Genomic DNA, 25,850 nt, shown 5'->3' with positions numbered 1-25,850 from the left:
GACATATAATGCCATGCGACCAAATTAATTATAGCCAAAACAAACATTTTACTCACAATGAATATATATACATGAATATCAGACGATGAGAGCACACCTACTTTTCCTATTTTTTATAATTCTTACCTTTGAGGTATCGGCACAAACTTTTCGCCTTTCGGGTAAGATCACCGATGAGAAGAACGCCCCTGTGCCGTTCGCATCGATCTATATCCGCAATTCTACCTACGGCTCGATCACTAATGAGGACGGCGAGTACGAGTTCAAACTCCCTGCCGGTACGTATACCCTTGTTTACCGCTGCGTAGGCTATCTGGAACACAATGAAAAAGTGACCATCACCAGCCGGGTGGAAGAGCGCAATGTTACCCTATACAATGAGCCGTTCGTATTGCAGGCCGAACCTGGCACCGGTAAGGAGACCGACCCTGCGGTAGGCATTATGGAAAAGGTGATCGCTAAACGCAAATATCACAAAGATCAGGTAGACGAGTATTCTTGTGCGGTATTTGTAAAAGGTTTGCAGAGCATCGTGAGTTCGCCGGCATCATTAATGAACCGTAGCGTGGCTAACGCCCTGCAGTTGGATGCCAGCGGAAAAGGTATCATATACCAATCAGAATCCATTTCAAAATACAATTTCAAGAATCCTGACCGGGTGCGCGAGGTCATGATCGCCTCTAAAACGGCAGGTGCCAATGCAGCGTTCAGCTACAACAAGGCGTCAGACCTCCAGGTAAGCTTCTATGACAACGACTTTGTGATCCAAGGTCTTAGCTCGCGGGCCTTTGTATCGCCATTTGCTGATAATGCACGCCACTTTTATAACTATAAACTGGTGGGCCGTTCGATCAAGAGCGGCAGGCAGATCGATAAGATACAAGTGATCCCCAAACGCCATAACGAGGCCGTTTACCAGGGCAACATCTATGTGATCGAGGAGGACTGGCGTATATACAGCGTAGACCTTTTTGTGACCAAGAAGGACGCCAACATTAACCTGGTAGATACGCTGGACATCAGCCAGCAATACATCCCGATCACGGATAGCGTATGGTTGCCTACCTCAACGCAATTCAACTTTAGGGGCGATGTGTTGGGCTTTAAGTTCAAAGGCTACTACTTAGCGGTATACAACAATTACAACCTTGACCCCAAGTTCCCTAAGGACTTTTTTAACGGTGAGGTGATGCGCATCGATACTGTAGCCAACTCGCGTAATAAACGTTACTGGACCGATAACCGCCCTGTGCCACTGACCGACCTCGAGGCCCGCGATTACCAAAAGAAAGATAGCCTTTTTGCCATTCAGCATACCACTGCTTACCTGGATTCGGCCGAGCGGCAACGTAACCATTTCAGCGCCTTTACTAACCTGATATTCGGTTACCAGTATTACGACCGTAAGACCAGGCAATCGCTATACCTGTACCCACCTCACGAGACCATTTTTTATAACACTGTAGAAGGCTGGGGTATTCGTTTGCGTCCGCATTATATCAAAGGCTTTGATAATGGCCAGTCGTTCAGTGTGACGCCGATGCTGCGTTATGGCTTTGCAGCCAAGCTGTTCAGTGCTAACGTGGGGCTTACGTACAATTACGATCCATCTAACCGCGGTGCGTTCTCGGCGCGCTTTGGTAGCGATGTGCTCGACCTCAACAATGCTGGTACCCGTTCCCTGTTCTTCAATACGCTGAGCTCGCTGGTATCTGAAAGGAACTTTGTGAAGCTATATCGCTCCAAATTTGGTGTGGTGGCCTGGCAGCGCGAGATCCAGAACGGTCTGTTCCTGGAGTCGCAGTTGTCATATGCCGAAAGACAGCAGTTGTATAACACCTCATTCAACCACATTTTTAACAACAAGGAAAGGGAATACACGGCCAACAACCCGTTAGCTAACCCGCCCACAGTGGAGTCACCATTGTTCCCTACCAACCAGGCACTTACTTTCAAGGCATCGCTTACGTACACCTTCAGGCAGCAATACGTGGTTAGGCCTGATGGCAAGTTCTACGAACCGGCCAAGTATCCTAAGGTTCGGTTGAACTACCGTAAGGGTATCAACGGGGTTTTAGGGTCTGATGTTAACTATGATTTCTTATCGCTCGATATATTTGACGACCACTTGCAAACTGGCCTCTTAGGCTTCTCGGCATTCAAATTAACGGCCGGTACCTTCCTGAACCACCGCAGCCTGTACTTTATGGATTATAACCACTTCTTTGGTAACCAGGGTACGGTGTTCAACCCAACGATCGGGAACTTCCACTTCTTGCCGTTCTATACCTACAGCACCGACCGCTCATTTGTGGAGGCACATTACGAGCACAATTTTGCGGGAAACTTCCTGAGCAAGATCCCGTACATCAGGGCTTTAAAGCTGGAAGAACTGGTGGGTGTGAATTACCTGGCGCAAGCCAACCACAGCAACTATTCGGGTGTGGGTAACAACCAGTTGATACAATCGGTAAAAGGCAACTATACCGAGGCTTATATAGGCGTACAGCGCTTTGTGTTCAGGGTAGATTATGGTGTGGCCTTTGATGGCAGCCATAAGATCATGCAAGGTTTCAGGATATTTTATGGCTTGAGATAAGATATTCTCGGATCTTCATTCCAATGTTCTAGAACGCCTCCATCATACCCTGATGTGAGGCGTTCTTTTTTTGTTTAGAGCAGTACTTAAAGCACTATTCATAACCTTATAAATGGGTGTTTTCACCATTCGGAGAAATCCATTACATTTGTAACTTGCAGGCACACAGGCATGGAAAATAAGATCGAGCTTTTTACCGAACCCGATGGCAGCATCATTTGCCTGCATAATGACCAGGTGTTGTTCTTCTTTGACGACGACGACGAATCGCTACCAAATGAACTCCCTATCCCTAAGGTAGACCCTATTGTTCCGGTCATACCAATGCTGATCAACCCTTCATTGCCAAATTCGTAATTACCCCGACCTTACGGTCATTAAGCCTACATTTGCCACACCCCGGTACACCAAAGCGGTGTTACATTTGCGTGTTAGAGTGTTACATTTGGTGTTACATTCTGCCTTTTTGTATGCTTTTTCTTGAAAAAGTTGGATTTTTACGAATTTCGTAACGGCCAAAACTGGGGAAAAGTGGGGAATTTTGTTACACCGGTGTAACACGTTTTAATACACTAAGCCCGGTATTTCCTGGCCAAAAAGTTCATCTTAAGATCTTGGTAACAAAAAAAGCGGCATTGCTGCCGCTTCTCATTCCAAACATCAATGCCGCTTACTTAAGCGCATAGTTGATGTAACCGCCATCCACCAGTAATTCGGTGCCGGTAATAAAACTGGCATCATCTGAGGCCAGGAACAATACTGTTTTTGCCACCTCATCGGCCTCCCCCAAACGTTGTAATGCTGTGGCGGCGGCCAGTTGTGGCTTGGCTTCAGCAGGTAAGGCGTATTCTAAACCGGGGGTTTGTATAGGGCCCGGACTTACGATATTTACGCGGATCTTCCGGTCGGCCAGTTCGTTAGCAGCGATCTGGGCTATCTTGTTCAGGGCGCCTTTGGTTGCCGAGTATACACTGGTACCCACGCCGGTGGCCGTAGCCACTGTTGACGACGTAAAGATCACGGCCGATCCGCTGGCCAAGTGCGGGATCAGCTTTTGCAAAGTGAAGAAATGCCCTTTAACATTAGTGTTGAACTGGGCATCAAAATCTGCTTCGGTGGCCTGTTCGATCGGGGTAAAGGTAGCTATACCCGCGTTCAGGAATAGCACATCGATTTTGTTACCGCTTTCGACAATAGCTTTTTCTAATAACTGGATATCTGCTAACTTCGATGTATCTGATACGATCGTGTTCAATTCGGGACTATTGATCTCATTTGCTGCGTTCTGCAGGTTCTCTGCTTTACGGCCGGTGATCCAAACTTTGGCTCCGGCATTGATAAATGCTTTGGCGGTGGCTAACCCAATGCCGGTGGTGCCGCCGGTGATCACTACATTTTTTCCTGAAAAATTCATGGTATGTGTTTTAATGATTTACAGGAGCAAACCTACAATAGTTAAATTTATTTTAGTTACTTTGTAACCAAAAGTAACAGTAACTTTTGAGTAACCAGGTAACTTATGGCCGAATATGTATGTAACCCCGGACACAAAAAGCAGATCATGGCCGTGCACGATGCCATGGATGTGTTGAACGGTAAATGGAAGATATCCATTATCTCATCCATCTGTTATTATAACAAACGTCGTTTCTCGGATATTTTGAATGATGTGGAAGGTATCTCCAACAAGATGTTGAGCAAGGAACTGAAAGAACTGGAGATGAACAAGCTGATCGTACGCACGGTACACAACACCCAACCGGTAACGGTCGATTACAACCTCACCCAGTACGGCAAGACCCTGCAGACCATTATCGATCATTTGGCCGAATGGGGCCTGGAGCACCGGAAAATGATCACGGGTAAATAAAAGGGCGGCTACTTTTCACAACGACGTTGAGAGGAACGAAGCTACTTCGTTTTGCGCTTGCACTTAATACTTAGGTCCCCGCAACATCCCTGACGCCGCGGATCAGAAACAGTAGTTAAGATATTGCTTACAGATCTGTAGTGTAGACTGTCAGCGTGTTCACGTGCTTCAGACTGGCTCCCAGCTATCGGACGATATTCGACCGATCTTTGTTAGTTTATTGTAACGGCGTTGGGATCATAATAAATTACTTTAAACAACGAACGCCCGGCCAAAAGCCGGGCGTTCGGGTGATGATATGATCTAACCTTGTTACGGTTGCGATGGCGCCATGTTATTGGTATAACGGGCGGCTTTTTCCATATTCACAAAGTCGGTCAGTATCTGGCCGGCCTCCATCTTCAGGAAGTCCAGGTCCTCGTTCTTAGGGCGTGTCTGGCCTTTTTTGAGCGGGGCTAAGCCAAGTGCCTGGCGGCGCAGGTTATTGCGTTCAAAGGTCTTTTGCTCTTCGCTGTCGCGCTGCTTTTTAAGGTCCTGCTCGTTCAGGGTCACGCTGGTCTCGGCAGCACGCTTTTTGTAATCGGCAATATCTTCCAGCATGTATTTGTAGTTGGCATTGCTCGCCATGCGCTGCTCGTGCAGTTTGGTCAATTGCGGGATCACGCTGCTCAGATCGGCTACCTTAGTGTAGTTGCTTTTCTGTATCATATCGAAAGGCAGTGCCGATGGCTCAGTATCCTCACCATATTTATCTAACGGGATAACCGATGGGAAAGTGATATCAGGCATTACGCCTTTGTGCTGGGTAGAACTGCCGCTGATGCGGTAGAACTTAGCCACAGTAAGATTCAGCTGACCGAATTTGGATTCGGCACCGGTGCCACTTGATTTTTTTGCCAGTGCAGTGATCATCTCTTTCAATGATGGGTTGATCACCTTGTCCAGCTCAATGGCGCTTTGTACCGTACCCTTACCATAGGTTTGAGTACCGATCACCAGGCCACGGCCATAATCTTGTATAGCGCCTGCAAATATCTCAGAGGCCGATGCACTGAAACGGTCGGTCAGTACCGCCATAGGGCCCGAATAGGTCACTGAAGGGTCTTCGTCCTCGTTCACCTCTACGCGGTTACGGGTATCACGTACCTGCACCACAGGGCCGTTCTTGATGAACAGGCCTGTTAGCTCTATGGCTTCGATCAGCGATCCGCCACCGTTCTGGCGCAGGTCCATCACCACACCATCAACGTTCATGTTCTTGAGCGTATCCAGTATACGTTTCACATCGCGGGTGGTGCTTTGGTAGTTAGGGTCCTTAGCGCGATAAGCGTTAAAATCTATGTAGAAGGCCGGCACATTGATGATACCGATCTTCACCGTCTTACCATTGGAGTTATAAGTGCGTATCTCTTTTTTAGCCAGCTGATCTTTCAAAACGATCTTCTCGCGTACCATCTCCACGATCTTTGGTTTCATAGAGGCTGATACACCTTTAGGTAAAAGCTTCAACCTTACCACGGTGCCTTTGGTACCACGAATGATGGCAATAGCATTATCTAAACGCCAGCCCACCACATCCTGGAACTCGCCATCCTTACCCTGAGCCACACCAATGATGCGGTCGTCAATGTTGATTTGCTTGCTCTTATCGGCAGGGCCACCCGGTACGATGGTCTTGATGGTCACATATTCGTTCTCCGACATCAGCGATGCACCGATACCCTCAAGCGAGCGCGACATCTCGATATTGAAGTTGGCCGCGTTGGCCGGGTTAAAGTAGTTGGTGTGCGGATCAATGGATTCGGTAAAGGCATCCATGTACACCTGGAACACATCTTGGTTAGACAATTTTTTTGATTGCGAGATCAGGTTCTGGTAACGCTTGCGCAGGGTCTCCTTATTCTTGGTCACATCGGCACTAGCCAGTTTCAGGTTAAGCAGGTCATACTTTACGCGCTGGCTCCAAAGCTTGTTCATCTCGGTGGTGTTGGCCATCCAGGGTTCTTTTTCGCGGTCGTAAGTAAAACTCTCGTTCTTGTTGTAATCGTACTTATTGTCGATCTGTGTGAGCGAGTAGTTGATCCTTTCGAGGTAGCGTTTTTGGTAAAGGTTAAAAATGTAGAAAACGTTATTCAGGTTACCGGCCTTCATGTCGTCATCCAATCCCTTACGGAAACGTTCGATGTCCTTGATATCGGTTGCCAGCAGGTAATTGTGGTTCTCGTCAAGCGCTTTCAGGTAGCGGTCATACACCACGGCCGACAATGAGTCATTTAACGGCACCTTTTTGTAATTGTAGTTAGATATGAGCGAGGCCACCTCCTTAAGTACCAGGCTTTGCTGCTGATCAGGTTGTAGGTTATTTGACCCATCAACAACTTTGGATGGGCTGGTAGCAGCTTGGCACGCCAGGGCCGCACCAACCACCAGGAACATGTAAGATCTTTTGAACATCTCTTTTATGGTTTTCAGGTCGATGACCATTCTATAAAACATCAATATTAGTGCCTATATTATACAACGCGTAAAGTAAACAAAAAAAGAGACAGCTAAGGAGCTGTCTCTTGTATACTAATGTAATATTGTAGCACAATGTTTTGCCGCGTTATTCTTTTTTACCTTTAAGTAATTTACTTGCGCAACTGCTTAAATAACACGGCTGTTATCTTACAAAGCGGCCTGTGCGTTCTTTGATAAGGCACTGTCGGCAGGTTTAAGCGCGGCCAGCTTTTTACGGTCTATATTTTCTTCGGTACGTTTAACGGCAAGCACATCATCGGTCCAGTTGTGGCCGGTGGCCATGGTGCGGGCCTCGTCCAGATCCTGCTGGGCCAGGGCCAGGTCGCCAATGGTGGCCTTAATGTTGGCCAGTTCCATCAGGTTAGAGATGGTAAGGCGGTCATTATTTTGCTGGCGCGAAAGGTTGCTGCTTTGTAAAAAGAACCATTTTGCCTCCGAAAGTTTATTGAGCTGGATGTAAATACGCGCCAGTTCAGCAAAGCTATAGCTGGCATCCTCATACTGCCTGAAACGCATCTGATGCTGGGCGGTTTTCATCACGGTGTACTCATTAAGGCCCAGGCTGTACTCATTACTGCCCATCACCTGCCTGCTCACCTTGCCCTTGTTCAATTTAGCGGCCTTGATATTGAAAGGAGCGCTTGTAACGGCCAGCACGCGCTGATCGCGGGTGTGGCGTTGCAAAAAGGAGAACAATTGTGCCGATGCGGTAAAGCTTTGAACGGTGCACACTAAAGCCAGTAAAATTACTTTCATTGACGGATCTTTGGTTTGGATAGTTCGATCTTGTTAATTAGTAAGCAAATGTACCATTTAATATGATCCGGTATATGATATTTTGATCGCTGATCAGCTAAAAACCTCTACACCTTCATCATAACACGCCCATACCATATAGGGATGAGTATCAGCGTGGTAAACCTCTCCATTTGCTGTCAGCCCGATTATACCTACAAAGCCGTCAAAAGGTTGCACTTCAGTTAAAGTTTTTTCAACAGCCAATTGTAATTTCATCCCATCGGTAACACGGGTCACGATCTTGGCGGCTATGGCACCGCTTACGATATCCTCGCCCACACCGGTGCATGATATGCCTGCAAAGCCATTGGCGTAATTACCCGCCACCGTGGCCGAATCGCTCACACGGCCCGGTATCTCGAAGCCTTTACCTCCGGTAGAGGTAGCAGCGGCCAGGTTACCCTGCGCATCTAAAGCCACGCAACCTACGGTACCTAAGCGGATCGAATCATGCAGCTTTTGCTCGTACTCCTGCCTGCGCTGGGGCGTTTCCGGGTTGTAGTGGTCAAAGCCGTTCTCACGGGCAAATACCTGGGCTCCGTTGCCGCTTAGTACACGGTCATCATAGCCCATCAGCTTTTGTGCGATCAGTATAGGGTTCTTCACATCCTCGATGTTGATCACGCCCGAGAACTTGGAGGTAACGCCATCCATTAGTGAGGCGCTAAGGCGGATCTTGCCATCGCTTTGGATCTGCGATCCGGTACCGGCATTGAAAAGGTCGCAGTCCTCCAACAGGCTGGTGGTATAGGTCACGGTCTCCAGTGCGGTATGCGTACGCAGGTACTCGTAGCCTTGCTTAACAATGTCAGTAAGGGCCTGTTGCTTGGCCACCTTTACCTCATAGTTAGTGTTCGACTCGCTAAAGAAGCCGCCGTGTATAATGATTTTCATGAAGGGTGTATATACTGGTAAAACGACAAAAGACACGCCGGGCGGTGTGTCTTTTGCCAACTTATTCAAATATACATAAATCGGGCGCAGTTGTTTATTTTCTGCTCAAAGCTTCGGGTATCACCTTGCCTATGCAGCCGCTTGGCATCTGGATGTGCAGCAGCGCGGCCAACGTTGCCGATATATCGGTCATGTGCGTATCGCGGTTGAGGCTGCCATGTTGTATGCCCCAGCCCATAAATACCAGCGGTATGTGGGTATCATAAGGCGAGCTTACGCCGTGCGAGGTACCGGTGCGGCCACGGCCGGCGTACCAACCTGCGTTAAGCACCAGTTGTATGGCGCCGCTGCGGGCAGGGCTGTAGCCGTTCACGATGCGTTCGCGCAGATCGGCAGGCACCGAGCTTTGGTTAGCACGTGACATATCTACGGCATAGATGACGCCGGGTAGTTTGCTTAAAAAGGCGATGCTGGCGGCCTTGATCTTTTCCATATCGGCATCGGCTTTGGCAATGGCCACGTTGTTGAAGTTCACCTGGTAGTTATCGATACCCAATACCGCGCGGTCCAGGCCAAATTGCTTTTTCAGGATGGCGTTGAGTTGCGTGGTAGCGCCCGCCCCATCGAACAGGCCGGTAGGCATCTTATTTTCTTTGAGGTAAGTGGTGTTATGGTTAGCGCCATGATCGGCCGACAAGAACACGGTGTAATTGCCTTTGCCCACTTTACTGTCCAGGTAAGAAAGGAATGTGGCCAGGTCACGGTCAAGGCGCAGGTAAATATCTTCGGCCTCGATCGAGTTAGGGCCGAACTGGTGACCGATATAATCGGTAGAAGAAAGGCTCACGGCCAAGAAGTCGGTCTGCGTGCCTTTACCCAGTTGCTCGGCGTCCAATGCGGCGCGGGCCATATCCAACGTAAGCGTGTTGCCCGATGGTGATGAACGGATCACGGCGTAGCCTTGGCCCTGTTTCCTGATGGCAGGAAGGTCATGCGGGAATACCGGTGCCGTCTCGCCGCGGTAAGCGCCCTCGTAAGGGGTATTATCGGCAGTGCTTTGCTTGTAAGTATCGATCGGGTATAGGGTGGTCCATGATTTGGACAAGTAGCTGTCGGGCAGTTTCAACGCGTTGAACTTGTTGACCCACTCGGGCAGGCTTTTGGTGTAATAGGTGCTGGTGATGAAGTTACCGGTAACATCATCGAACCAGTATGAACCGGTAGGGTTATGGCCCGCAGGCAAGATGCTGCCACGATCCTTCAGTGCGATGCCGATCACCTTAGAGCGGAAGTTGGTGGCCATGCGCAACTCATCAGTGATAGTAGTGGCCAGCAGGTTGCGCGGCGACATCATACCGGCATCCGAAGTGGTGCCTACCCCTTGTACGGAGGTGTCACCTGCACAGTATAACATGCGGCCGGTGGCCTGATCGTAAAAGTTATTGGCAGCGATACCGTGCACGGCAGGTACCGATCCGGTATAGATACAGCTGTGGCCCGGGCCGGTCTCGGTGGGCAGGTAATCGATATGGGTATTTTCGCAGGTGAAGCCCTCTCCTAACAGGCGTTTGAAGCCGCCGGCGGTGTAGCGGTCGTTGTAACGGTACAGGTAATCCCAGCGCATTTGATCCACCACAATGCCCACCACCAGTTTAGGGCGGGCCAGTGTAACGGCTGCAGGTGCCGAAGGTTTTGCCTTTTGTGCCGATGCTAACAACGGCGAAAATGCCATAACGGCCAGCAGTATATTTTTGATCCTCATGTTATTCAACGTACTATCAGTTAAGCCTTCAAATATCAGCATTGCAAATAAAAAGGTTTGTGATCTTTTTGTTATGAATAGATCAACAGCTTTTGCACAGGCTACCCTTCCAAAAAAGAACGCCGCCTGTCATGCGACGGGCGGCGTTCTATATGTCTTTCAGTGTTATTGAGCGATGTCGTTTCGGGGGTTAGACCTTACATGAGCTTTGGCTCTTTTGTGCGACAGGTTACGGGCCTTTTTGGTCTTGGTGCCTTTTTTGCGTTTTCCCAGCCAAATGATAAGCCCGGTAATGGGTAAGCTGGCGCTGATGAAACTCACCAAAAAAGCAATGATCTTACCCGGCAACCCAGCGATCTGCCCCACATGGATGTCATAGTTCAGGTTGTTAAGCTGCAGACCTGCGCTCTTTTTAGCGTTGGGCAAAAAGTGCAGCACCTTGCCGGTATACTGATCAAAGCTGTACAGATCGCTATGCCCAAAATGTAACGACCTGGCATACGCGGTGCCATACAACGCACCATCGCTCCCGGCACCTTCAAAGAGCAGGTACATTTGTGCCTGGGGCGATCGCTGGCGCATGTAAGTATAGGCCACGTCCACTGCCGGTAGCGACGTAATATGGCCTTTGCTTAATGAGTCGGAGTGGTATTCCTTTTTTTCGTTAGGATAAGTGCGACCCAGGTTGGCAGCCTTGTACAAGCCATCGTTCACCCATTCAAAACTGAACGACAGCCCTGTGATGGCCAGAACGATGGCAATGGCCGTGGCGTAAAAGCCCAATACGTTATGCAGGTCATAGTTCACGCGGCGCCAGCGGCCGTTCCATTTGATGGTGAAACTACGCTTCCGGTCGCTTTTGCGTTTAGGCCACCACAGCACCAGCCCGGTGATCATGAGCACCACAAAAATGATGACCGATATACCTACCACCAGCTTACCGATCTTGACCGGCAGCAACAGGTACAGGTGAATGAACTCCACGATGATGAAGAAGTTGGTGCGCAGGTCCTCATCATGCAGGAACTTGCCGCTATAGGGGTCGAAGTACAAGGTGTGCAAGGCCTTTTTGGCATCGTTCACCCGTACGATCACTGGCCTGTCGGCGCCCATGTAGGTCACCAATCCCGCTTTGCCGCCTGATACCTTGGCCTCCCCCAATTTGCGCACCTGCGAGGGCATGAGGTAAGGCTTAGTTTGCACCGGTACATGCCGGTAGCTGTACATGGCGTCCTGTATCTCATCCTGAAAGCAGAACAAGCACCCGGTGATACTCACTATGAACACCACAAGCCCGGAGATAAATCCGAGCCAGCGGTGTATGAACAATACAGCTTTTTTAAAAGCGGTCATATGGGTCAAGGGCTTTACACGTGCGTTGTTAAAATTTAAAGCTCACGTTAGCTACTACGGCGCGGGGCTGCTGCATCTCTACAGTGGTCCAGCCTTTGTAATAGGTCTTGTTGGTCAGGTTGTCTACTTTCAAGCCTAAGCGGAACTGTTTAGCATTGTAAAATACGGTCGAATTTAATACGGTGTATGATGGTAGCGTGAACTGGCCCACAACCGCATCGTTCGAAACGATGTTCTTGCCGGCATAGTTACCCCCAAAGCCCACACCTAAACCGCTCAGTTTACCGGTAGGTTGAGTGTAACTGATCCAGGCGTTCACCAGGTCGGCAGGTCCTGCGCTTACCGGGCGACGGCCAAGTACCGAAGCGGCACTCTCGGTCATTTTGCTGTTGTTGTGGCTGTAACCGGCCACGATGTTGAGGCCCATCACCGGGTTGGCGATCAGGTCCATCTCAAAACCACGGCTTACTTGTTTACCATCCTGTATGGTGATGTTGTAAGTGGTGCCGTTGCGTACCAATGGTGCGGTACGAGTGGTGTTGTTCACCTTAATGTCGTAGTAACTGGCGGTAAAGTTGAGCTTGTTCTGGAACACGTCCACTTTAACACCACCTTCGATCTGGTTGGCCTGTTGCGGCTTGAACACGCCCGAAATATCATTAAGCGGCTGCGTTACCGGCGCCACGTTGCGGAAACCGTTCATGTAGTTACCGAACACCGATACCTGGTCCTTCACGATCTGGTAAACCAGCCCGAACTTGGGCGATACCGCCGTTTGCTTATACACGCTGTTGTTAGCCATCATGTTGGTGGCAAAGTTGTATGATCCGCGGCTATCGAAACGATCCACGCGTAAGCTGGCCATGGCCATCAAGCTCTCGGTCACGTTGAACACATCCGAAGCATAAACGCTGTAAACATCGCTCACCGTGCGGTTCTTGGTATAGGCCGCGGTAGATGCGCCCAGGCGCGACATAAAGGTAGCATAGTTGAGGCCGGTGTAACGGGCATCGTTACGGGCGGTGCTTACCTTGTCAAAAGTTAGGTACGGCGAGTTGCTGTTGTTGGTGATCTGGTTCAAAAAGTCGAGCCCTACCACTAAGCGGTTACGCAGACCCGCGATCTTGAAGTCGCCGATAAAGTTCTGTTGGATATCGATGGCCGTGCTTACCGAGTTCTGCAAACTGGCCAGGCGGCTTAACAGGGTATCATTGGCAATGGTGCCGGCAGCGGTAGAGGTCACATCAGAGAACGACACATACTGGTATATACCATCGGCCTTACGGTTGCTGCGCGACAGGTTGGTTTGCGAGGTCCACTGATCAGATATCTTGTAAGTGGCTTGTGCGCGCAGGTTAACGGTAGGCGTTTTGATGGTGATATCGTTACTGGTGTATGAGCGCTTGAAATCGAACTGCAGCTCACTCGGGTTACGCGCGATCAGCGGACGGGCACGGTTCAGGAACACCGACAGAGGGTTGGTGCCTTCATAGTTGTAGAACTCGCCATCAAAGTTGAGGGTCAGTTTTTCGCTGGCGCGATACTCCAGTGATGGCGCCACAAAGAACGACTTGCGGAAACCGGCATCCTGAAAGCTGGCCTGATAGTGGTAGGCCGCGTTCATGCGGGCCAGTAATTTTTTGTCCTTACTAACCGGGCCGTAAACATCGGCCGTTAAACGGCTCAGGCTGTAGTTACCCGTAGTATAGCTTACCGAACCACCAACCGTATCGATCGGTTTTTTGGTGATCACGTTAATGAGACCGCCAAAGTTGGTCAATGCACCGCCGAACAACGTTCCCGACGGGCCTTTGATCACTTCCACCTTCTCGATGTTGGCGGGGTCAAGGTCGCCGTTGGTCAAACCAGTAATGCCGTTGGTTAGCGTGGGCTGAACCGAAAAACCACGTACCTGGTAGTAAGCGGCACCGTCACCGGCTCGGCCGGTTGATGACCATAGCTTGTCCACACCCGATGAGTTCTTTAAGATGTCGCTAAAATTAGTATTGATCTGCTCCGTGAGCAATTCTTTCGATATGGTGGTGTATACCTGCGGATTCTCGAGGTTAGTAAGCGGCAGCTTGGCCACATAAGGACTTTTGCGGGTAGCCAACTTATTGGTCTTGCCGCCGGTCACGTTCACCGCCTCCAACTGCGACATGCTGGTATTGATACTGATGGTAGGCAGTGTGACCGTTTGGTTGGCCGTTACCGTGACCGAAACCTCCTGGCTTTGTACGCCAATAGCCGATACGGTTAAAGTATATGAACCTGCCGGTGCCTTGAAGTTATACTCACCGTTCTCGGCGGTAAGGGTGCCATGTTTGGTACCTTTCAATCCAACGCTCACGTTGTCGGCCGGGCGGTTGTCAGAGGTCAGTACCTTTCCTTTTACCGTACCGCGTCCTTGCTGCGCAAGTGCGCTAACAGTGGCCATCAGTAACACCATAACGGTGCTTAGCTTCAAGTAAAATGTTCTCATTAATAAGGGGGAGTTGAGTGTAAAAACAGCCCGGCCACATTTATGGATGCGGCCGGGGACTTAAATGATCTTAGAATTTATAGGCAGCGGTCAGGATGAACTGACGCAGATCCTGCGGGTTGATGGTGGTGTAACCGGTATAGTACTTTTTGTTACCCACGTTGTTGGCGGCCAAACCCAAACGGTATTTAGCACGATCAAAGAAAACGTTGGCGTTCAATACGGTGTACGATGGCAGTGAGAAAGTGCCTGAGCTTTCGCTGTTGATCACTTTGTTCTCGCTAGCATAGTTGCCGCCAAAGCCAAAGCCTAAGCCCTTAACGGCGGTTTGCGGCAGGCGGTAGCTCACATAAAAGTTACCCAGGTAAGGAGAGCCTGCCGTGTTAGGGCGCAGGCCTACATCGGCAGCGGCCTTTGTGATCTTAGAGTAGTTATAGGCAAAGCCGGCTACTATGTTCAAACCGTCAAATGGGTTGGCAATGATCTCGGTCTCGAAACCTTCCGACTTTTGGGTACCATCCTGCACCTGCGGGTTAGGCACGTTAGTAGTGGCCGGTAAGCTGCGTAGCATATTGTTGAGCTTGATGTTGTAATAGCTCACGGTACCGTTCAGTTTACCATTGAACAGGGCCACCTTAACACCACCTTCCAGTTGATTGGCATTTTGAGCTTTTGGTGCGATGAAGGCACCGGTAACATCCTGGTATGGGCGTGGGTTCACGAAACCATTTTGGTAGTTACCAAAGAATGAAAGCTGCTCTTTAATGGCCTGGTAAACCAAACCGAATTTAGGCGAGAACACGGTTTGCTTGAACGGGTCGGCAGTTACACCGCCTGCCATGTTGTAGCTGCCGCCATTCTCAAAACGATCCACACGCACACCTGCTGAAGCCAGTAATTGCTCGGTGATGTTGAACACGTCAGACACGTAAGCGCTGTAAGTGCTGGTCTTGTAGATGTAAGGATAGGTGTTCGAATCGTTGAACTGTTTTGGAGTAAGTGCATATTGGGCAGCGCGGTTCATGTTACCGTAGTTGAACGTGCTGCTGTTCATTGGCGCTACGCCATAATAGTTACCGTAATAGAACTGGTTAGAGTTCACGTGCTGATAATCCAGGCCTACTACGAAACGGTTACGGAACTGACCAATGTTGAAGTCTCCGTTAAAATTTTGCTGCACTTCGATCGCATTGAAGTTGCTGTTAGCGGTCGACTGATCGTAACGCAGAATATAGTTGTTTTGGCCCGCAGGATTAGGCAATGTGGTACCGTTGATGGCCGTTTCGTCGGTCACGAGGTAAAAATATGGGCTTGCCCCATTAGAGAAACTGTTCGATGAGGTGAACACGGTTTGCGACGTGATCTTGTCAGATAACTTGTAATTGGCCTGCACAAAGTTGTTGATGCTGCGTGAGCGTTGGGTGATGTCGTCATTGACATAAGCCTGGTTGTAATCGATGTTCAGATCGCTCACCTTGCTTACACCCATGGCTTTGGGAGTATCATAAAAGAAGAAGAACGGACGCATTGACGAACTGCGACCAAAGAATATCTCCGACTCTACCAGGAACGACAGCTTATCATTGGCTTTGATAGAAAGGCTTGGCGCTATAGCAAAGTTGTTGGCCTGACCATAGTTCTGAAAACTGCTGCGGTAATTGTGTGCGGCATTTAAACGGAACAGTACATTTCCGTCCTTCGTTACTGGGGTATTGATATCGATAGTGGTACGGTTCAAACTGTATTTACCTAAACCGAAGTCAAAACTGCCTACGCTTTGCGATACCTCGCCACCAAAGGTCTCGTAGGGCTTTTTGGTCACACGGTTGATCAAGCCACCAAATGATGGCAGCGTGCTACCGTACAAAGTACCTGATGGGCCTTTGATCACTTCAACCTTATCTGTATTCACGCCGTCCACCGTGTTGGTCACTAAGCCGGCAACGCCGTTGCGCAGGCTGCTTTGTACCACAAAACCACGCAGGGTAAAGTACGAGCCGCCATCGCCGCCACGACCGGTAGCGTCCCAAAGTTTTTGAATGCCAGGTGCGTTGCGCAACGCATCATCTACGGTAAAGACCTGTTGCTCTTTAAGCAATTCATTGGTGATGGTGCTGTAGGCCTGCGAGTTCTCGAGGTTGGTAAGCGGTATCTTGGCCGCATCGGTACTCACTTTACGGGTGAAACGCCCTTTACGCTCGGCACTGATGCTAACCTCTTTCAACTCGGCCACGCTACTGCTCAGGGTCTGGGTTGGAACGGTCGATGTTTTACCTGCGATAACGTTCACTGATGTTTCTACGCTTTGCACACCTACCTGCGATACCACCAGCGTGTGCTCACCTGCTGGCGCCCTAAAGGTGTATTCACCGTTCTCATTGGTCATGGTGCCATACTTGGTACCCCGTAGGCCTACCGAAACGTTATCGGCCGGCTTATTGTCAGAAGTGGTCACCTTGCCTTTCAAGGTTCCGTAGGTCTGGGCGTTAACGGCGGTCGCAGTGATCGCCAAAAAAGTAAAAATAATAAGGATGTGTTGGTATAGCGGCTTCATTTATTTAGACTTGTTATAAACAATGCCCAAAAGTATGACTTCCTTCTAAAAAACCGAACTTATTTTTAATAATTCTAAATAAACTCTAATAACGGCGCACGCTGATCACAAAACGTCCTTTGATCCAAATAAAAAGGCCAAAACAAAAGCGGGCTGTGATGAACAGCCCGCTTGGGAATAAATAGCTTACAGAAGAGCGACTTGTCGCCTTAGTATAACAGATGATCGTAAGGGTAACGCTCGGTATGTATGGCGATCACCTTATCGTACAACAGCTTCCTGAACTCGTCAACGTTCTCCTTTTTAAGCGCCGAGATGAATATGGCCGGGCTGTTATTGCTGGCCATCCAGCTGTGCTTGAAATCTTCGAGCGTCAACGGCTCGGTAGGCTCATCAGGGTTGATCTGCTGCGGCTTGTAGGCATCGATCTTGTTGAACACGGTGATCATCGGTTTGTCGATGGCCCCCAGATCTTTCAGCGTTTCGTTCACGGTGTTGATCTGGTCCTCAAAGTTAGGATGCGACACATCCACCACATGGATCAGTATATCGGCCTCGCGCACCTCGTCAAGGGTCGATTTAAAGCATTCCACCAAATGGTGAGGCAGCTTGCGGATGAAACCTACCGTATCTGACAGCAGGAACGGCAAATTCTCCACCACTACCTTACGTACCGTAGTATCCAGCGTAGCAAACAGTTTGTTCTCGGCAAATACCTCCGATTTGGATATCATGTTCATGATCGTGGATTTGCCCACGTTAGTGTATCCTACCAACGCCGTACGCACCAATTGATGGCGGTTCTTGCGTTGGGTCTCGTTCTGCTTATCGATCTGGCGCAGGCGCTCCTTCAGCAACGATATCTTGTTCAGGATCAAACGCCTGTCGGTCTCGATCTGCGACTCACCCGGTCCACGCATACCGATACCACCTTTTTGGCGTTCCAAGTGGGTCCACATACGCGTAAGGCGGGGTAACAGGTATTGCAGCTGAGCCAGTTCTACCTGCGTTTTGGCCTGAGCCGTTTGTGCACGGTTGGCAAAAATGTCGAGGATAAGGTTACTGCGGTCCAGTATCTTCACCTGCAGCTCGTTCTCAATGTTACGCAACTGCGATGGCGAAAGCTCGTCATCAAATACTACGATGTCTATCTCTTCGGCCTTTACAAAAGCTTGTATCTCTTCCAGTTTACCGGTACCCACAAAGGTGGCACGGTCGGGGCGCTGCATGCGTTGGGTAAATGTCTTTACGGTATTGCCACCGGCGGTCATCACCAAAAACTCCAGCTCTTCTAAATATTCTTTGGTCTGTGCGTCAGTTTGTCCGGGCGTGATCACACCCACCAGCACAGCGGTCTCCTGCTTCACAGCAGTATCATATGATTTTTGCTTCATTAATTAATGTTTATCGATCATTATGCCAAATTGAATAACAGGGCATAAAGTACTTTGTTAGAATAAAATGGATGCCAAAATAACAGTGGCAATAAGTGGGAGGTAGATAATTGATCACATTACGTTGCAAAATTACGAATATGTTAACGCATCAGGAAATATTGCTCGAACAGGTAACTACCCACCCTAAGATCATGAACGGCAAGTCGCTGATCAGGGGGCGTTATGGTGAGCGATGTTTTAGAAATGCTTACCTGCGATATAGCTGAAAGCGATATACTGGATCGCTTTATACATGATCTAAGATCAAGAATACTGCTTTGATCCATGCCGTATGATCAATGGGAGGTTAGGCTAAAGATCTAAGTCCCGCCGATCATTGCCAAATAGATGCCCGACCGAACGGGCGTGACCGGGCCTTCCTCCTACGTTTTAGGCACCAAAAACTCGTCTGCCCGCAGGTCTATAAGCAAGTAAAAGCGGCCAGCACTATCATCCTGATATCGCGGAGATCATTTGACCTGAACTTATCAGCGCAACGCCGAAGCGAAGGCCAGCATGGCCGTACCCGGATCAGGCTGACGCATAAAGTTCTCGCCGATCAAAAAGCCGTTGAAGCCGGCCTCTTTCAGTTGACCGATCACCTGCACATTGCTGATCGCGCTTTCTGATATCTTCAGGAAACGATCGGGTATGTGCGGCGCGAGTTCGAACGAGGTATCTACCGATACGGTAAAGTCGGCCAGGTTGCGGTTGTTAACCCCTACGGCGTCTACGTTGTCATCCAGGCTGCGGTCCAATTCTTCACGGTCATGTACCTCAAGCAATACGCTTAAACCTATGCTTTTGGCCAGTGATGCGAATCGTTTGATCTGATCTGGCGTTAATATAGCAGCGATCAGCAGGATCACGTCGGCACCTAAGGTCTTGGCCTCAATGATCTGGTACTCATCGATCATGAAATCCTTACGCAGGATCGGGATCTTGTTGAATTTGCGTGCTTCCAGCAGGTCCTTTTTGGCACCCATAAAAAAGTGGCGGTCGGTGAGTACCGATAAGGCCGAAGCTCCCGCTTCATTGTACGCAGTGGTCACATCCTTAACACTCACCTGATCATTGATGATGCCTTTTGAAGGCGACTTGCGCTTGAACTCGGCAATGATACCCGTACGCGATGGGTCAAGCAAAAAATCACGGAACGACAAGGTCTCTCGTGTGAACATGTCCCGTTCTTCGAGGTGATTGAGCGGCGTGATCAGCTTGGCTGCCTCTACCTCTTTGATCTTTTTAGCGACTATTTTATCTAAGATGGTCATATCGTCAAATGTTACCGTCATCGCGAGGCACGAAGCGATCCGTGTTGATCAGAGCGTGCGTCGTGTCCCGGGATGACATACTTAAATTCAGGCCATTACCGATTCGGTAGCAGCAACACCCTCTTCAGCATGCTGAGGGGCTAACCAGTTACGCAGCATCTCCTTGCCATACTCGGTCAGTACCGATTCGGGGTGAAATTGTACGCCCCTTACATCAAGCGTGCGGTGACGGAGCGCCATGATCGAGTTGTCTTTTTCATCGATAGCCGTAACGGTCAGTTCGGCCGGCAGGTCATGCTGCGACACCACCCAGGAGTGATAACGCCCTACGTTGATCTGCTTGGGCAAGCCTATAAAGAGTTGCTCGGCGGCGTCGGTCACCTTGACCGGTGTGGATATGCCGTGCATGGGCCGGCTCAGGTTATGCAGTGAGCCACCAAAGGCCTCAGCAATGGCCTGCTGGCCCAAACACACACCAAATATACTCTTGGTGGGTGCGTAGGTGCGTATCACATCAAGCAGTAGACCAGCCTCTGATGGGATGCCCGGCCCCGGCGAAAGGATGATCTTATCGAAACGGTCAACATCCTCCAGTTCGAACTGATCATTACGCCATACCTCGCAGGTAAGGCCCAGCTCATTCACCAAGTGCACCAGGTTATAAGTGAACGAGTCATAGTTATCGATGATCAGCACCCGGCCGTTAAAGCCCTGCAAGTTATTATCTGTAGTGTTCATTGCGTTTGTCTCCTGTTCGTTATACGCCCCGATCAGCTCAGGGGTTATGCCTTTTATATGGTGGCGGCCATTTCAATGGCTTTGCGTAAAGCGGCCACTTTGTTGTTCACTTCGTTCAGTTCGCTCTCGGGCACCGAGTCGGCCACTATGCCGGCCCCGGCCTGGTAATGCAGCACATTGTTCTTGCTCAATAAGGAGCGGATCATGATGGCGTGGTTAAAATCGCCGTTGAAACCGAGGTAACCGATGGCGCCGCTGTAAAAGCTGCGTTTAATGTTCTCGTTCTCATCAATGATCTCCATGGCCCTGAACTTTGGCGCGCCGCTCAATGTCCCGGCTGGGAACGTATCGGCCACGATCTTGAACGATGATACATCGGGCCTCAGTTTGCCGCTCACGTGCGACACCAGGTGGATCAGGTGCGAGTAATATTGTACCTGCTTAAAGGCCTTTACCTCGACCTGCTCGCAATGGCGGCTCAGATCGTTACGGGCCAGATCCACCAGCATCACATGCTCGGCCGATTCTTTAGGATCGTTCTGCAAGGCGCGTGCCGCTTCTGCATCCTTTTCATCGTCTCCTGTACGTTTAAAGGTACCGGCGATGGGATAAATGCTGGCGACACGGTTCTTGATCGTGATCTGCGCCTCGGGCGATGAACCCAGGATCCTGAAATCACCATGATCAAAGTAGAACAGGTATGGCGACGGGTTGATGGAACGCAAGGCACGGTAAACGTTGAATTCATCGCCCGAAAAAGCCTGTGAGAATGCCCTCGATGGCACGATCTGGAACACATCGCCACGATAAATGTGCTGCTTCATCTTCTCCACAATGGCCATGAAGTCCTCATTGGTCAGGTTCGAGCGCTCTTCGCCCTTGCTCTCGAAATAATACTCAGGGAAATCCTTGTTCTTGAGCAGGTACTGCATCTTTTCCAGTCCTTTCTCGTCCTTTTCCTCGCCGTACTGGTTCTGGAAAATATACAGCTCGTTCTTAAAGTGATCCACGGCAATGATGTACTTGTACACGTGATACTGCATCTCGGGGATCTGGCGTGTGGTATCGTCGCTTTTCTTCAGCTCAATGGTCTCATAATGCTCAACGGCCTCGTGGGTAAAGTACCCGAACAACCCGTTCCAAATGATCTTTAGCCCTAACTCGTCGGCTTTAAAGCGTTTCAAAAAGGCATCGATCTGGCTCACCAGGTCAAAGCTGCCGGTGGTCAGCACTTCCTGGGTACCATCGGGGTAGCTTTTGGTGAGCTCGCCTTTGTTAAGTACCATACCGGCTATAGGCTCGCAGCAAATGTAGCTCATGCTGTTATCACGGCTGTGATAGTCGGAACTTTCGAGCAGCAACGAGTTGGGAAATATATCGCGCAGGCGCAAATAGATGCTTACCGGCGTGGTGGTATCAGCCAGTAGTTTATGGTAATTGGTGGTAAGTTTGAACGTTTCCATCAGCGTTATCAAAATATAATATCAACAAAAAACCCGGCGTGGTTGGCGCCGGGTCTCAAATTGGGTTTATAATTGCTTAATATCTTGTAAACTAATAAACTACCGGGCCAACTTATCGCTAAGGTGCCACCAGAACATTTTATTGTTGTTGTTTATCATATACAGAGGCAAATATATAAAGAAATATGAACCTGCAAACTTTTTGCATTAAATATTTTCAGGAACAGCAAATAATAATTTGGGCAACGCGCCTGCTGACCGAACAATATATGGCTGCTTACGCTCCGGTGATACCAAAGAACTCTCTTTTGCTGGCTACTATAGCACCTATGATCACGATCACGGCCAATAAGTAAAATATGGCTATAGCACGGTGCTTGGCCGATGGCATGGTGGCTTTTTTAGAACGGCTGTGACCGATGGTGATCAACACGATAGCGAACAGCATCATCACCAGGTGTTCTACCGTCCAGTAACGGGTGGTGGCCTCTTTCATGGTGTTGCTGCCGAACTGTACGAACGGGCTCACAAAGTACAGCACCAAACCGATCAGCAACTGCGTATGGGCCGATATCATGGCGAACAGATTTAGTTTGCGGGTGCCCTGGCTGTAGGTTTGGTTGCCCAACCAGCCGATCAGCGCACGTAGTGCGGCCACGATGAGCAGCAGCATAACTATAAAACGAAAACCTGAGTGCAGGTACCTGAAGATCTCGTACAATGACATAGTGTAAATTCTTTTTTGCCAAATATAGGATATTTTGACCGCGCATGGATGCAGCCCTTGTAAGCTGATCGACCTATTGAACTTTAGCACAATGCATCCTTAAGATCAGCCATTTTATATTTACAGTAACTAAACTGCACCGCTTTTACCACCTACAAGCACTATTATTTACCATATCGGGTATTTTAATATGTAACGATCAGGCTATTTTGGTCAGATCCAGCAATATTCGGTGCACAAATAGATATATTTAAACCGACTAAACTAACTATTAGCAAAATGAAGAAACTTTTACTCGTTTGTTTTGCCTTTTTAGCCGTCGAGACCAGTTATGCGCAGGAAACTTACCCTGTAAATGGCTCGTGGGACGTGCGATCCGGGCAGTATGCCTTCACTAACGCCACAATTGTGGTCAGTGCAGCGCAAACCATTAACAATGGCACCCTTGTTATTAAAGATGGTGTGATCCAATCGGTAGGTGCAGCAGGTACTGTACCCAAAGGCTACGTGACCGTGGACCTGAAAGGCAAATTCATTTACCCTGGCCTGATCGATGCCTTTACCAGCTATGGTACTCCTGAGGCTCCGCGTAGTGCAGGTGGATTTGGTGGATTTGGCCGCACCGCCGTACCGGTATCTACCAAGAACGGTCCTTACGGCTGGAACGACGCGATCCGCCCGGATGTGAACGCCAAGAACTTGTTCCATGTGAACGCAGCCCGTGCCGAAGAGTTAAAGCGTAATGGTTTCGGCGCTGTGAATTCCCTGATCCAGGATGGTATCGCCCGCGGTACATCGGCCGTGTTGACCCTGGCCGACAAGCGCGACAACGAAGTGATGATCAAGGATGAGGCTACTGCTAACTACTCGTTCAGCAAAGGTACTGCCGCAACCAACTATCCATCATCATTGATGGGCAGCATCGCTTTGCTGCGCCAAACCTACTATGATGCACAATGGTATAAAGGACAAAACAAGGAATACAACATCTCCCTGGCTGAGTTCAACCGCACGCAAACCTTGCCGCAAGTATTTGAGGTAGGCGATGTACAAAGCATCCTGCGTGCCGATAAAATAGCCAAAGAGTTCGGTAAACAATACATTTATAAGACCGACGGACAGGAGTATCAGCGTATAGATGCAATTAAAGCATTGAATGCCACTTTCATCATCCCGGTGAATTTCCCGGCCGCTTATGATGTAGAGGATGCACTGGATGCCCGCAACGTGACTTACTCGCAACTCAAGAACTGGGAACTGGCTCCTACCAACCCGGCCGCTTTAGAAAAGGCCGGTGTTCGTTTTGCCATCACCAGCAACGGCCTGAGCAACGCCCGCGATCTTTGGGCTAACCTGCGCACGGCCATCACCAATGGCCTGAGCGAGAAACAGGCGTTGATGTCGCTTACCGAGATACCGGCATCTATATTAGGTGTGAGTGATAAGGTAGGTACATTGGCTAAGGGCAAACTGGCCAACTTCATCATCACCTCCTCTAACCTATTTAAGGCCGACAATATCATTTATGAGAACTGGGTACAGGGCCAAAAATATGTGGTGAGCAAAATGGACGTGACTGACCTGCGCGGTACGTACACCCTGAGCGGTAGCGGACTGGCCGGCACTTCATTGGTGATCGGTGGTACGCCTGGCGCTTACACAGCCAACATTAACCGTACCGGTGCCGATAGTACCCGTGCGCAAGGCACTATTGTGCGCACCGGCGATCTGGTGAGCATTTACTTCGATCTGAAGAACAAACCAGCCGGCAGCATACGCTTGAACGGTTACATCACCGGCACATCGCCCTTGGCCCTCCGTGGTACCGGCGTACTGCCTGATGGCGGCTCGGTAGCCTGGACGGCCACTTACAGTGGTGCTGCACCAGCAGGTGGCTTTGGCGGCCGTGGTGGCCGTGGCGGCGACCAGGCTGCTGCCAAACCATCTACCGTAGGTCCGGTAGTTTATCCGTTCGTGGCATTCGGTAATACGGCTATCCCTAAAACAGAGACCACTTTATTTAAGAACGCTACTGTTTGGACCAACGAGAAAGAAGGCATCTTACAGAATGCTGATGTACTGATCGAGAATGGCAAGATCAAAGCGGTGGGTAAAGGCTTAGCCGCCGGCAGCGCCAAAGTGATCGATGCCACTGGCAAGCACATATCGGCAGGTATAGTTGATGAGCACTCGCACATCGCAGCCACCAATGGCATCAATGAAGGCACGCAATCAGTTACCTCCGAAGTGCGTATAGCCGACGTGATCGATGGCAGCGACATCGAGATCTACCGTCAATTGGCCGGTGGCGTTACTACTTCGCACATTTTACACGGCTCGGCCAACGCCATTGGCGGACAGACCCAGCTGATCAAACTGCGCTGGGGTGCTATGCCTGAGCAAATGAAGTTTGAAGGCAGTGATGGCTTCATCAAATTCGCACTGGGCGAGAACGTGAAACAAAGTAACCGTCCGCAAAGCTTTGGGGATGCCTATGTACGTTTCCCGCAGACCCGTATGGGCGTTGAACAGGTGTATGTAGATGCCTTTACCCGTGCTAAAGAATACAAAGCGGCCCGCGCCGTAAAAGGCAGCACCACCCGCCGCGACCTGGAGCTGGACGCTTTGGTAGAGATACTGGATGGCAAGCGCTTTATCACCTGTCACTCGTACGTACAGTCAGAGATCAACATGCTGATGCACGTAGCCGATTCGATGGGCTTCAAGATCAACACCTTTACCCATATTTTGGAAGGCTACAAAGTGGCCGATAAGATGAAGAGCCGCAAGATCAACGGCTCTACCTTTAGCGATTGGTGGGCCTACAAGTACGAGGTGGCCGAGGCCATCCCTTACAACGGCAAACTAATGCACGAGGTAGGTGTGGTCACCGGCTTTAACTCTGATGATGCCGAGATGGCCCGCCGCCTGAACCAGGAAGCTGCCAAGTCAGTGACCTACGGCAACATGAGCCAGGAGGATGCCCTTAAACTGGTGACCCTTAACCCGGCCAAAATGCTGCACATCGATGGTAAAGTAGGCAGCTTGAAGCCAGGCAAGGATGCTGACCTGGTGGTATGGTCGGCCAACCCGCTATCGATCTATGCCGTAGCCGAAAAGACCTATGTTGATGGTGTACCTTACTGGGACTACAGCAAAGATGCCGAGAAGCAAAAGGACATGAAAGCTGATGCCGGCCGTATCATCCAAAAAATGATCGAGGCCAAAGGCCGTGGCAACGCGGTGCAGCGCCCGGCCTTCCAACGCCCACGTTTGTACGAGTGCGAAAGCATTGAAGATGCCGCTTACGTGGTAGCCGATGAGTACAACGGCATGAGAACCCTGGACAAAGAAGTGAACAACAAATAAGATCCACCATT

General features: G+C 49.8%; 18 protein-coding genes. 5 read left to right on the top strand and 13 right to left on the bottom strand.

Features of this window, described 5'->3' with window-relative positions; all coding sequences use genetic code 11:
* Window positions 1-85: 85 nt before the first annotated feature.
* The gene (locus LLH06_RS01605; protein WP_228171498.1) at window positions 86-2,599 is read left to right on the top strand and encodes a DUF5686 and carboxypeptidase regulatory-like domain-containing protein; all 2,514 of its coding nucleotides are present in this window, start codon (window positions 86-88) and stop codon (window positions 2,597-2,599) included.
* Window positions 2,600-2,770: 171 nt separating this feature from the next.
* Entirely contained in the window at window positions 2,771-2,956 is a 186-nt protein-coding gene (locus LLH06_RS01600) for a hypothetical protein (protein WP_228171496.1), read from the top strand.
* Window positions 2,957-3,269: 313 nt separating this feature from the next.
* Here LLH06_RS01600 and LLH06_RS01595 read toward each other — a convergent pair whose 3' ends face one another.
* Window positions 3,270-4,013: an SDR family oxidoreductase gene (locus tag LLH06_RS01595; RefSeq protein WP_228171495.1), complete on the bottom strand. Its 744-nt coding sequence runs from the start codon at window positions 4,011-4,013 to the stop codon at window positions 3,270-3,272.
* 105 nt (window positions 4,014-4,118) lie between these two features.
* Between LLH06_RS01595 and LLH06_RS01590 the strand changes: the two genes are divergently transcribed.
* Window positions 4,119-4,469 (top strand): winged helix-turn-helix transcriptional regulator, encoded by a 351-nt coding sequence (locus LLH06_RS01590; RefSeq protein WP_228171494.1) that lies wholly within the window; start codon window positions 4,119-4,121, stop codon window positions 4,467-4,469.
* A gap of 312 nt (window positions 4,470-4,781) precedes the next feature.
* Here LLH06_RS01590 and LLH06_RS01585 read toward each other — a convergent pair whose 3' ends face one another.
* From LLH06_RS01585 to hflX, 8 genes are all read right to left on the bottom strand, one after another.
* Window positions 4,782-6,923 carry a carboxy terminal-processing peptidase gene (locus LLH06_RS01585; RefSeq protein ID WP_228171493.1) on the bottom strand — a complete coding sequence of 714 codons (2,142 nt, stop codon included), beginning with the start codon at window positions 6,921-6,923 and terminating at the stop codon, window positions 4,782-4,784.
* A 213-nt stretch (window positions 6,924-7,136) separates the two neighbouring features.
* Window positions 7,137-7,745 carry a hypothetical protein gene (locus LLH06_RS01580; RefSeq protein WP_228171492.1) on the bottom strand — a complete coding sequence of 203 codons (609 nt, stop codon included), beginning with the start codon at window positions 7,743-7,745 and terminating at the stop codon, window positions 7,137-7,139.
* A 93-nt stretch (window positions 7,746-7,838) separates the two neighbouring features.
* The gene (locus LLH06_RS01575; RefSeq protein ID WP_228171491.1) at window positions 7,839-8,681 is read right to left on the bottom strand and encodes an isoaspartyl peptidase/L-asparaginase; all 843 of its coding nucleotides are present in this window, start codon (window positions 8,679-8,681) and stop codon (window positions 7,839-7,841) included.
* 94 nt (window positions 8,682-8,775) lie between these two features.
* Window positions 8,776-10,443 carry an alkaline phosphatase PafA gene (pafA, locus tag LLH06_RS01570; protein WP_228171490.1) on the bottom strand — a complete coding sequence of 556 codons (1,668 nt, stop codon included), beginning with the start codon at window positions 10,441-10,443 and terminating at the stop codon, window positions 8,776-8,778.
* Between the two features lie 165 nt (window positions 10,444-10,608).
* Window positions 10,609-11,796: a PepSY-associated TM helix domain-containing protein gene (locus LLH06_RS01565; protein WP_228171489.1), complete on the bottom strand. Its 1,188-nt coding sequence runs from the start codon at window positions 11,794-11,796 to the stop codon at window positions 10,609-10,611.
* A gap of 28 nt (window positions 11,797-11,824) precedes the next feature.
* Complete coding sequence (locus LLH06_RS01560) at window positions 11,825-14,278, bottom strand: TonB-dependent receptor (RefSeq protein ID WP_317206709.1); 2,454 nt, start codon at window positions 14,276-14,278, stop codon at window positions 11,825-11,827.
* Window positions 14,279-14,348: 70 nt separating this feature from the next.
* Window positions 14,349-16,790: a TonB-dependent receptor gene (locus LLH06_RS01555; protein WP_228171488.1), complete on the bottom strand. Its 2,442-nt coding sequence runs from the start codon at window positions 16,788-16,790 to the stop codon at window positions 14,349-14,351.
* A gap of 251 nt (window positions 16,791-17,041) precedes the next feature.
* Entirely contained in the window at window positions 17,042-18,226 is a 1,185-nt protein-coding gene (gene hflX, locus LLH06_RS01550; protein WP_228171487.1) for a GTPase HflX, read from the bottom strand.
* Between the two features lie 140 nt (window positions 18,227-18,366).
* Here hflX and LLH06_RS20670 point away from each other — a divergent pair, with 140 nt between their 5' ends.
* A complete protein-coding gene (locus LLH06_RS20670) occupies window positions 18,367-18,495 on the top strand; it encodes a hypothetical protein (RefSeq protein WP_262909349.1) in 129 nt (42 codons plus the stop codon).
* A 261-nt stretch (window positions 18,496-18,756) separates the two neighbouring features.
* Here LLH06_RS20670 and trpC read toward each other — a convergent pair whose 3' ends face one another.
* The 4 genes from trpC to LLH06_RS01530 all read right to left on the bottom strand — a co-directional run bounded on the left by trpC (window position 18,757) and on the right by LLH06_RS01530 (window position 22,470).
* Window positions 18,757-19,542 (bottom strand): indole-3-glycerol phosphate synthase TrpC, encoded by a 786-nt coding sequence (trpC, locus tag LLH06_RS01545; protein ID WP_228171486.1) that lies wholly within the window; start codon window positions 19,540-19,542, stop codon window positions 18,757-18,759.
* An 87-nt stretch (window positions 19,543-19,629) separates the two neighbouring features.
* Window positions 19,630-20,280, bottom strand: a complete 651-nt coding sequence (locus LLH06_RS01540; protein ID WP_228171485.1) for an anthranilate synthase component II — start codon at window positions 20,278-20,280, stop codon at window positions 19,630-19,632.
* Between the two features lie 53 nt (window positions 20,281-20,333).
* Window positions 20,334-21,743: an anthranilate synthase component I family protein gene (locus tag LLH06_RS01535; RefSeq protein ID WP_228171484.1), complete on the bottom strand. Its 1,410-nt coding sequence runs from the start codon at window positions 21,741-21,743 to the stop codon at window positions 20,334-20,336.
* A gap of 277 nt (window positions 21,744-22,020) precedes the next feature.
* Window positions 22,021-22,470, bottom strand: a complete 450-nt coding sequence (locus tag LLH06_RS01530) for a cytochrome B (RefSeq protein ID WP_228171483.1) — start codon at window positions 22,468-22,470, stop codon at window positions 22,021-22,023.
* Between the two features lie 279 nt (window positions 22,471-22,749).
* Here LLH06_RS01530 and LLH06_RS01525 point away from each other — a divergent pair, with 279 nt between their 5' ends.
* Window positions 22,750-25,839, top strand: a complete 3,090-nt coding sequence (locus tag LLH06_RS01525; protein ID WP_228171482.1) for an amidohydrolase family protein — start codon at window positions 22,750-22,752, stop codon at window positions 25,837-25,839.
* Window positions 25,840-25,850 lie beyond the last annotated feature (11 nt).

The sequence above is a fragment of the Mucilaginibacter daejeonensis genome (genome assembly GCF_020783335.1).
Classification (GTDB): Bacteria; Bacteroidota; Bacteroidia; order Sphingobacteriales; family Sphingobacteriaceae; genus Mucilaginibacter; species Mucilaginibacter daejeonensis.
Note: the sequence above shows the minus strand (reverse complement) of the source record. Positions and strands in the feature narration are given on the sequence as shown.

Coding starts and splice junctions, on each gene's coding strand:
- LLH06_RS01605 (WP_228171498.1), top strand. CDS start 86: ATGAGAGCACACCTACTTTTCCTATTTTTTATAATTCTTACCTTTGAG.
- LLH06_RS01600 (WP_228171496.1), top strand. CDS start 2,771: ATGGAAAATAAGATCGAGCTTTTTACCGAACCCGATGGCAGCATCATT.
- LLH06_RS01595 (WP_228171495.1), bottom strand. CDS start 4,013: ATGAATTTTTCAGGAAAAAATGTAGTGATCACCGGCGGCACCACCGGC.
- LLH06_RS01590 (WP_228171494.1), top strand. CDS start 4,119: ATGGCCGAATATGTATGTAACCCCGGACACAAAAAGCAGATCATGGCC.
- LLH06_RS01585 (WP_228171493.1), bottom strand. CDS start 6,923: ATGTTCAAAAGATCTTACATGTTCCTGGTGGTTGGTGCGGCCCTGGCG.
- LLH06_RS01580 (WP_228171492.1), bottom strand. CDS start 7,745: ATGAAAGTAATTTTACTGGCTTTAGTGTGCACCGTTCAAAGCTTTACC.
- LLH06_RS01575 (WP_228171491.1), bottom strand. CDS start 8,681: ATGAAAATCATTATACACGGCGGCTTCTTTAGCGAGTCGAACACTAAC.
- pafA (WP_228171490.1), bottom strand. CDS start 10,443: ATGAGGATCAAAAATATACTGCTGGCCGTTATGGCATTTTCGCCGTTG.
- LLH06_RS01565 (WP_228171489.1), bottom strand. CDS start 11,796: ATGACCGCTTTTAAAAAAGCTGTATTGTTCATACACCGCTGGCTCGGA.
- LLH06_RS01560 (WP_317206709.1), bottom strand. CDS start 14,278: ATGAGAACATTTTACTTGAAGCTAAGCACCGTTATGGTGTTACTGATG.
- hflX (WP_228171487.1), bottom strand. CDS start 18,226: ATGAAGCAAAAATCATATGATACTGCTGTGAAGCAGGAGACCGCTGTG.
- LLH06_RS20670 (WP_262909349.1), top strand. CDS start 18,367: ATGTTAACGCATCAGGAAATATTGCTCGAACAGGTAACTACCCACCCT.
- trpC (WP_228171486.1), bottom strand. CDS start 19,542: ATGACCATCTTAGATAAAATAGTCGCTAAAAAGATCAAAGAGGTAGAG.
- LLH06_RS01540 (WP_228171485.1), bottom strand. CDS start 20,280: ATGAACACTACAGATAATAACTTGCAGGGCTTTAACGGCCGGGTGCTG.
- LLH06_RS01535 (WP_228171484.1), bottom strand. CDS start 21,743: ATGGAAACGTTCAAACTTACCACCAATTACCATAAACTACTGGCTGAT.
- LLH06_RS01530 (WP_228171483.1), bottom strand. CDS start 22,470: ATGTCATTGTACGAGATCTTCAGGTACCTGCACTCAGGTTTTCGTTTT.
- LLH06_RS01525 (WP_228171482.1), top strand. CDS start 22,750: ATGAAGAAACTTTTACTCGTTTGTTTTGCCTTTTTAGCCGTCGAGACC.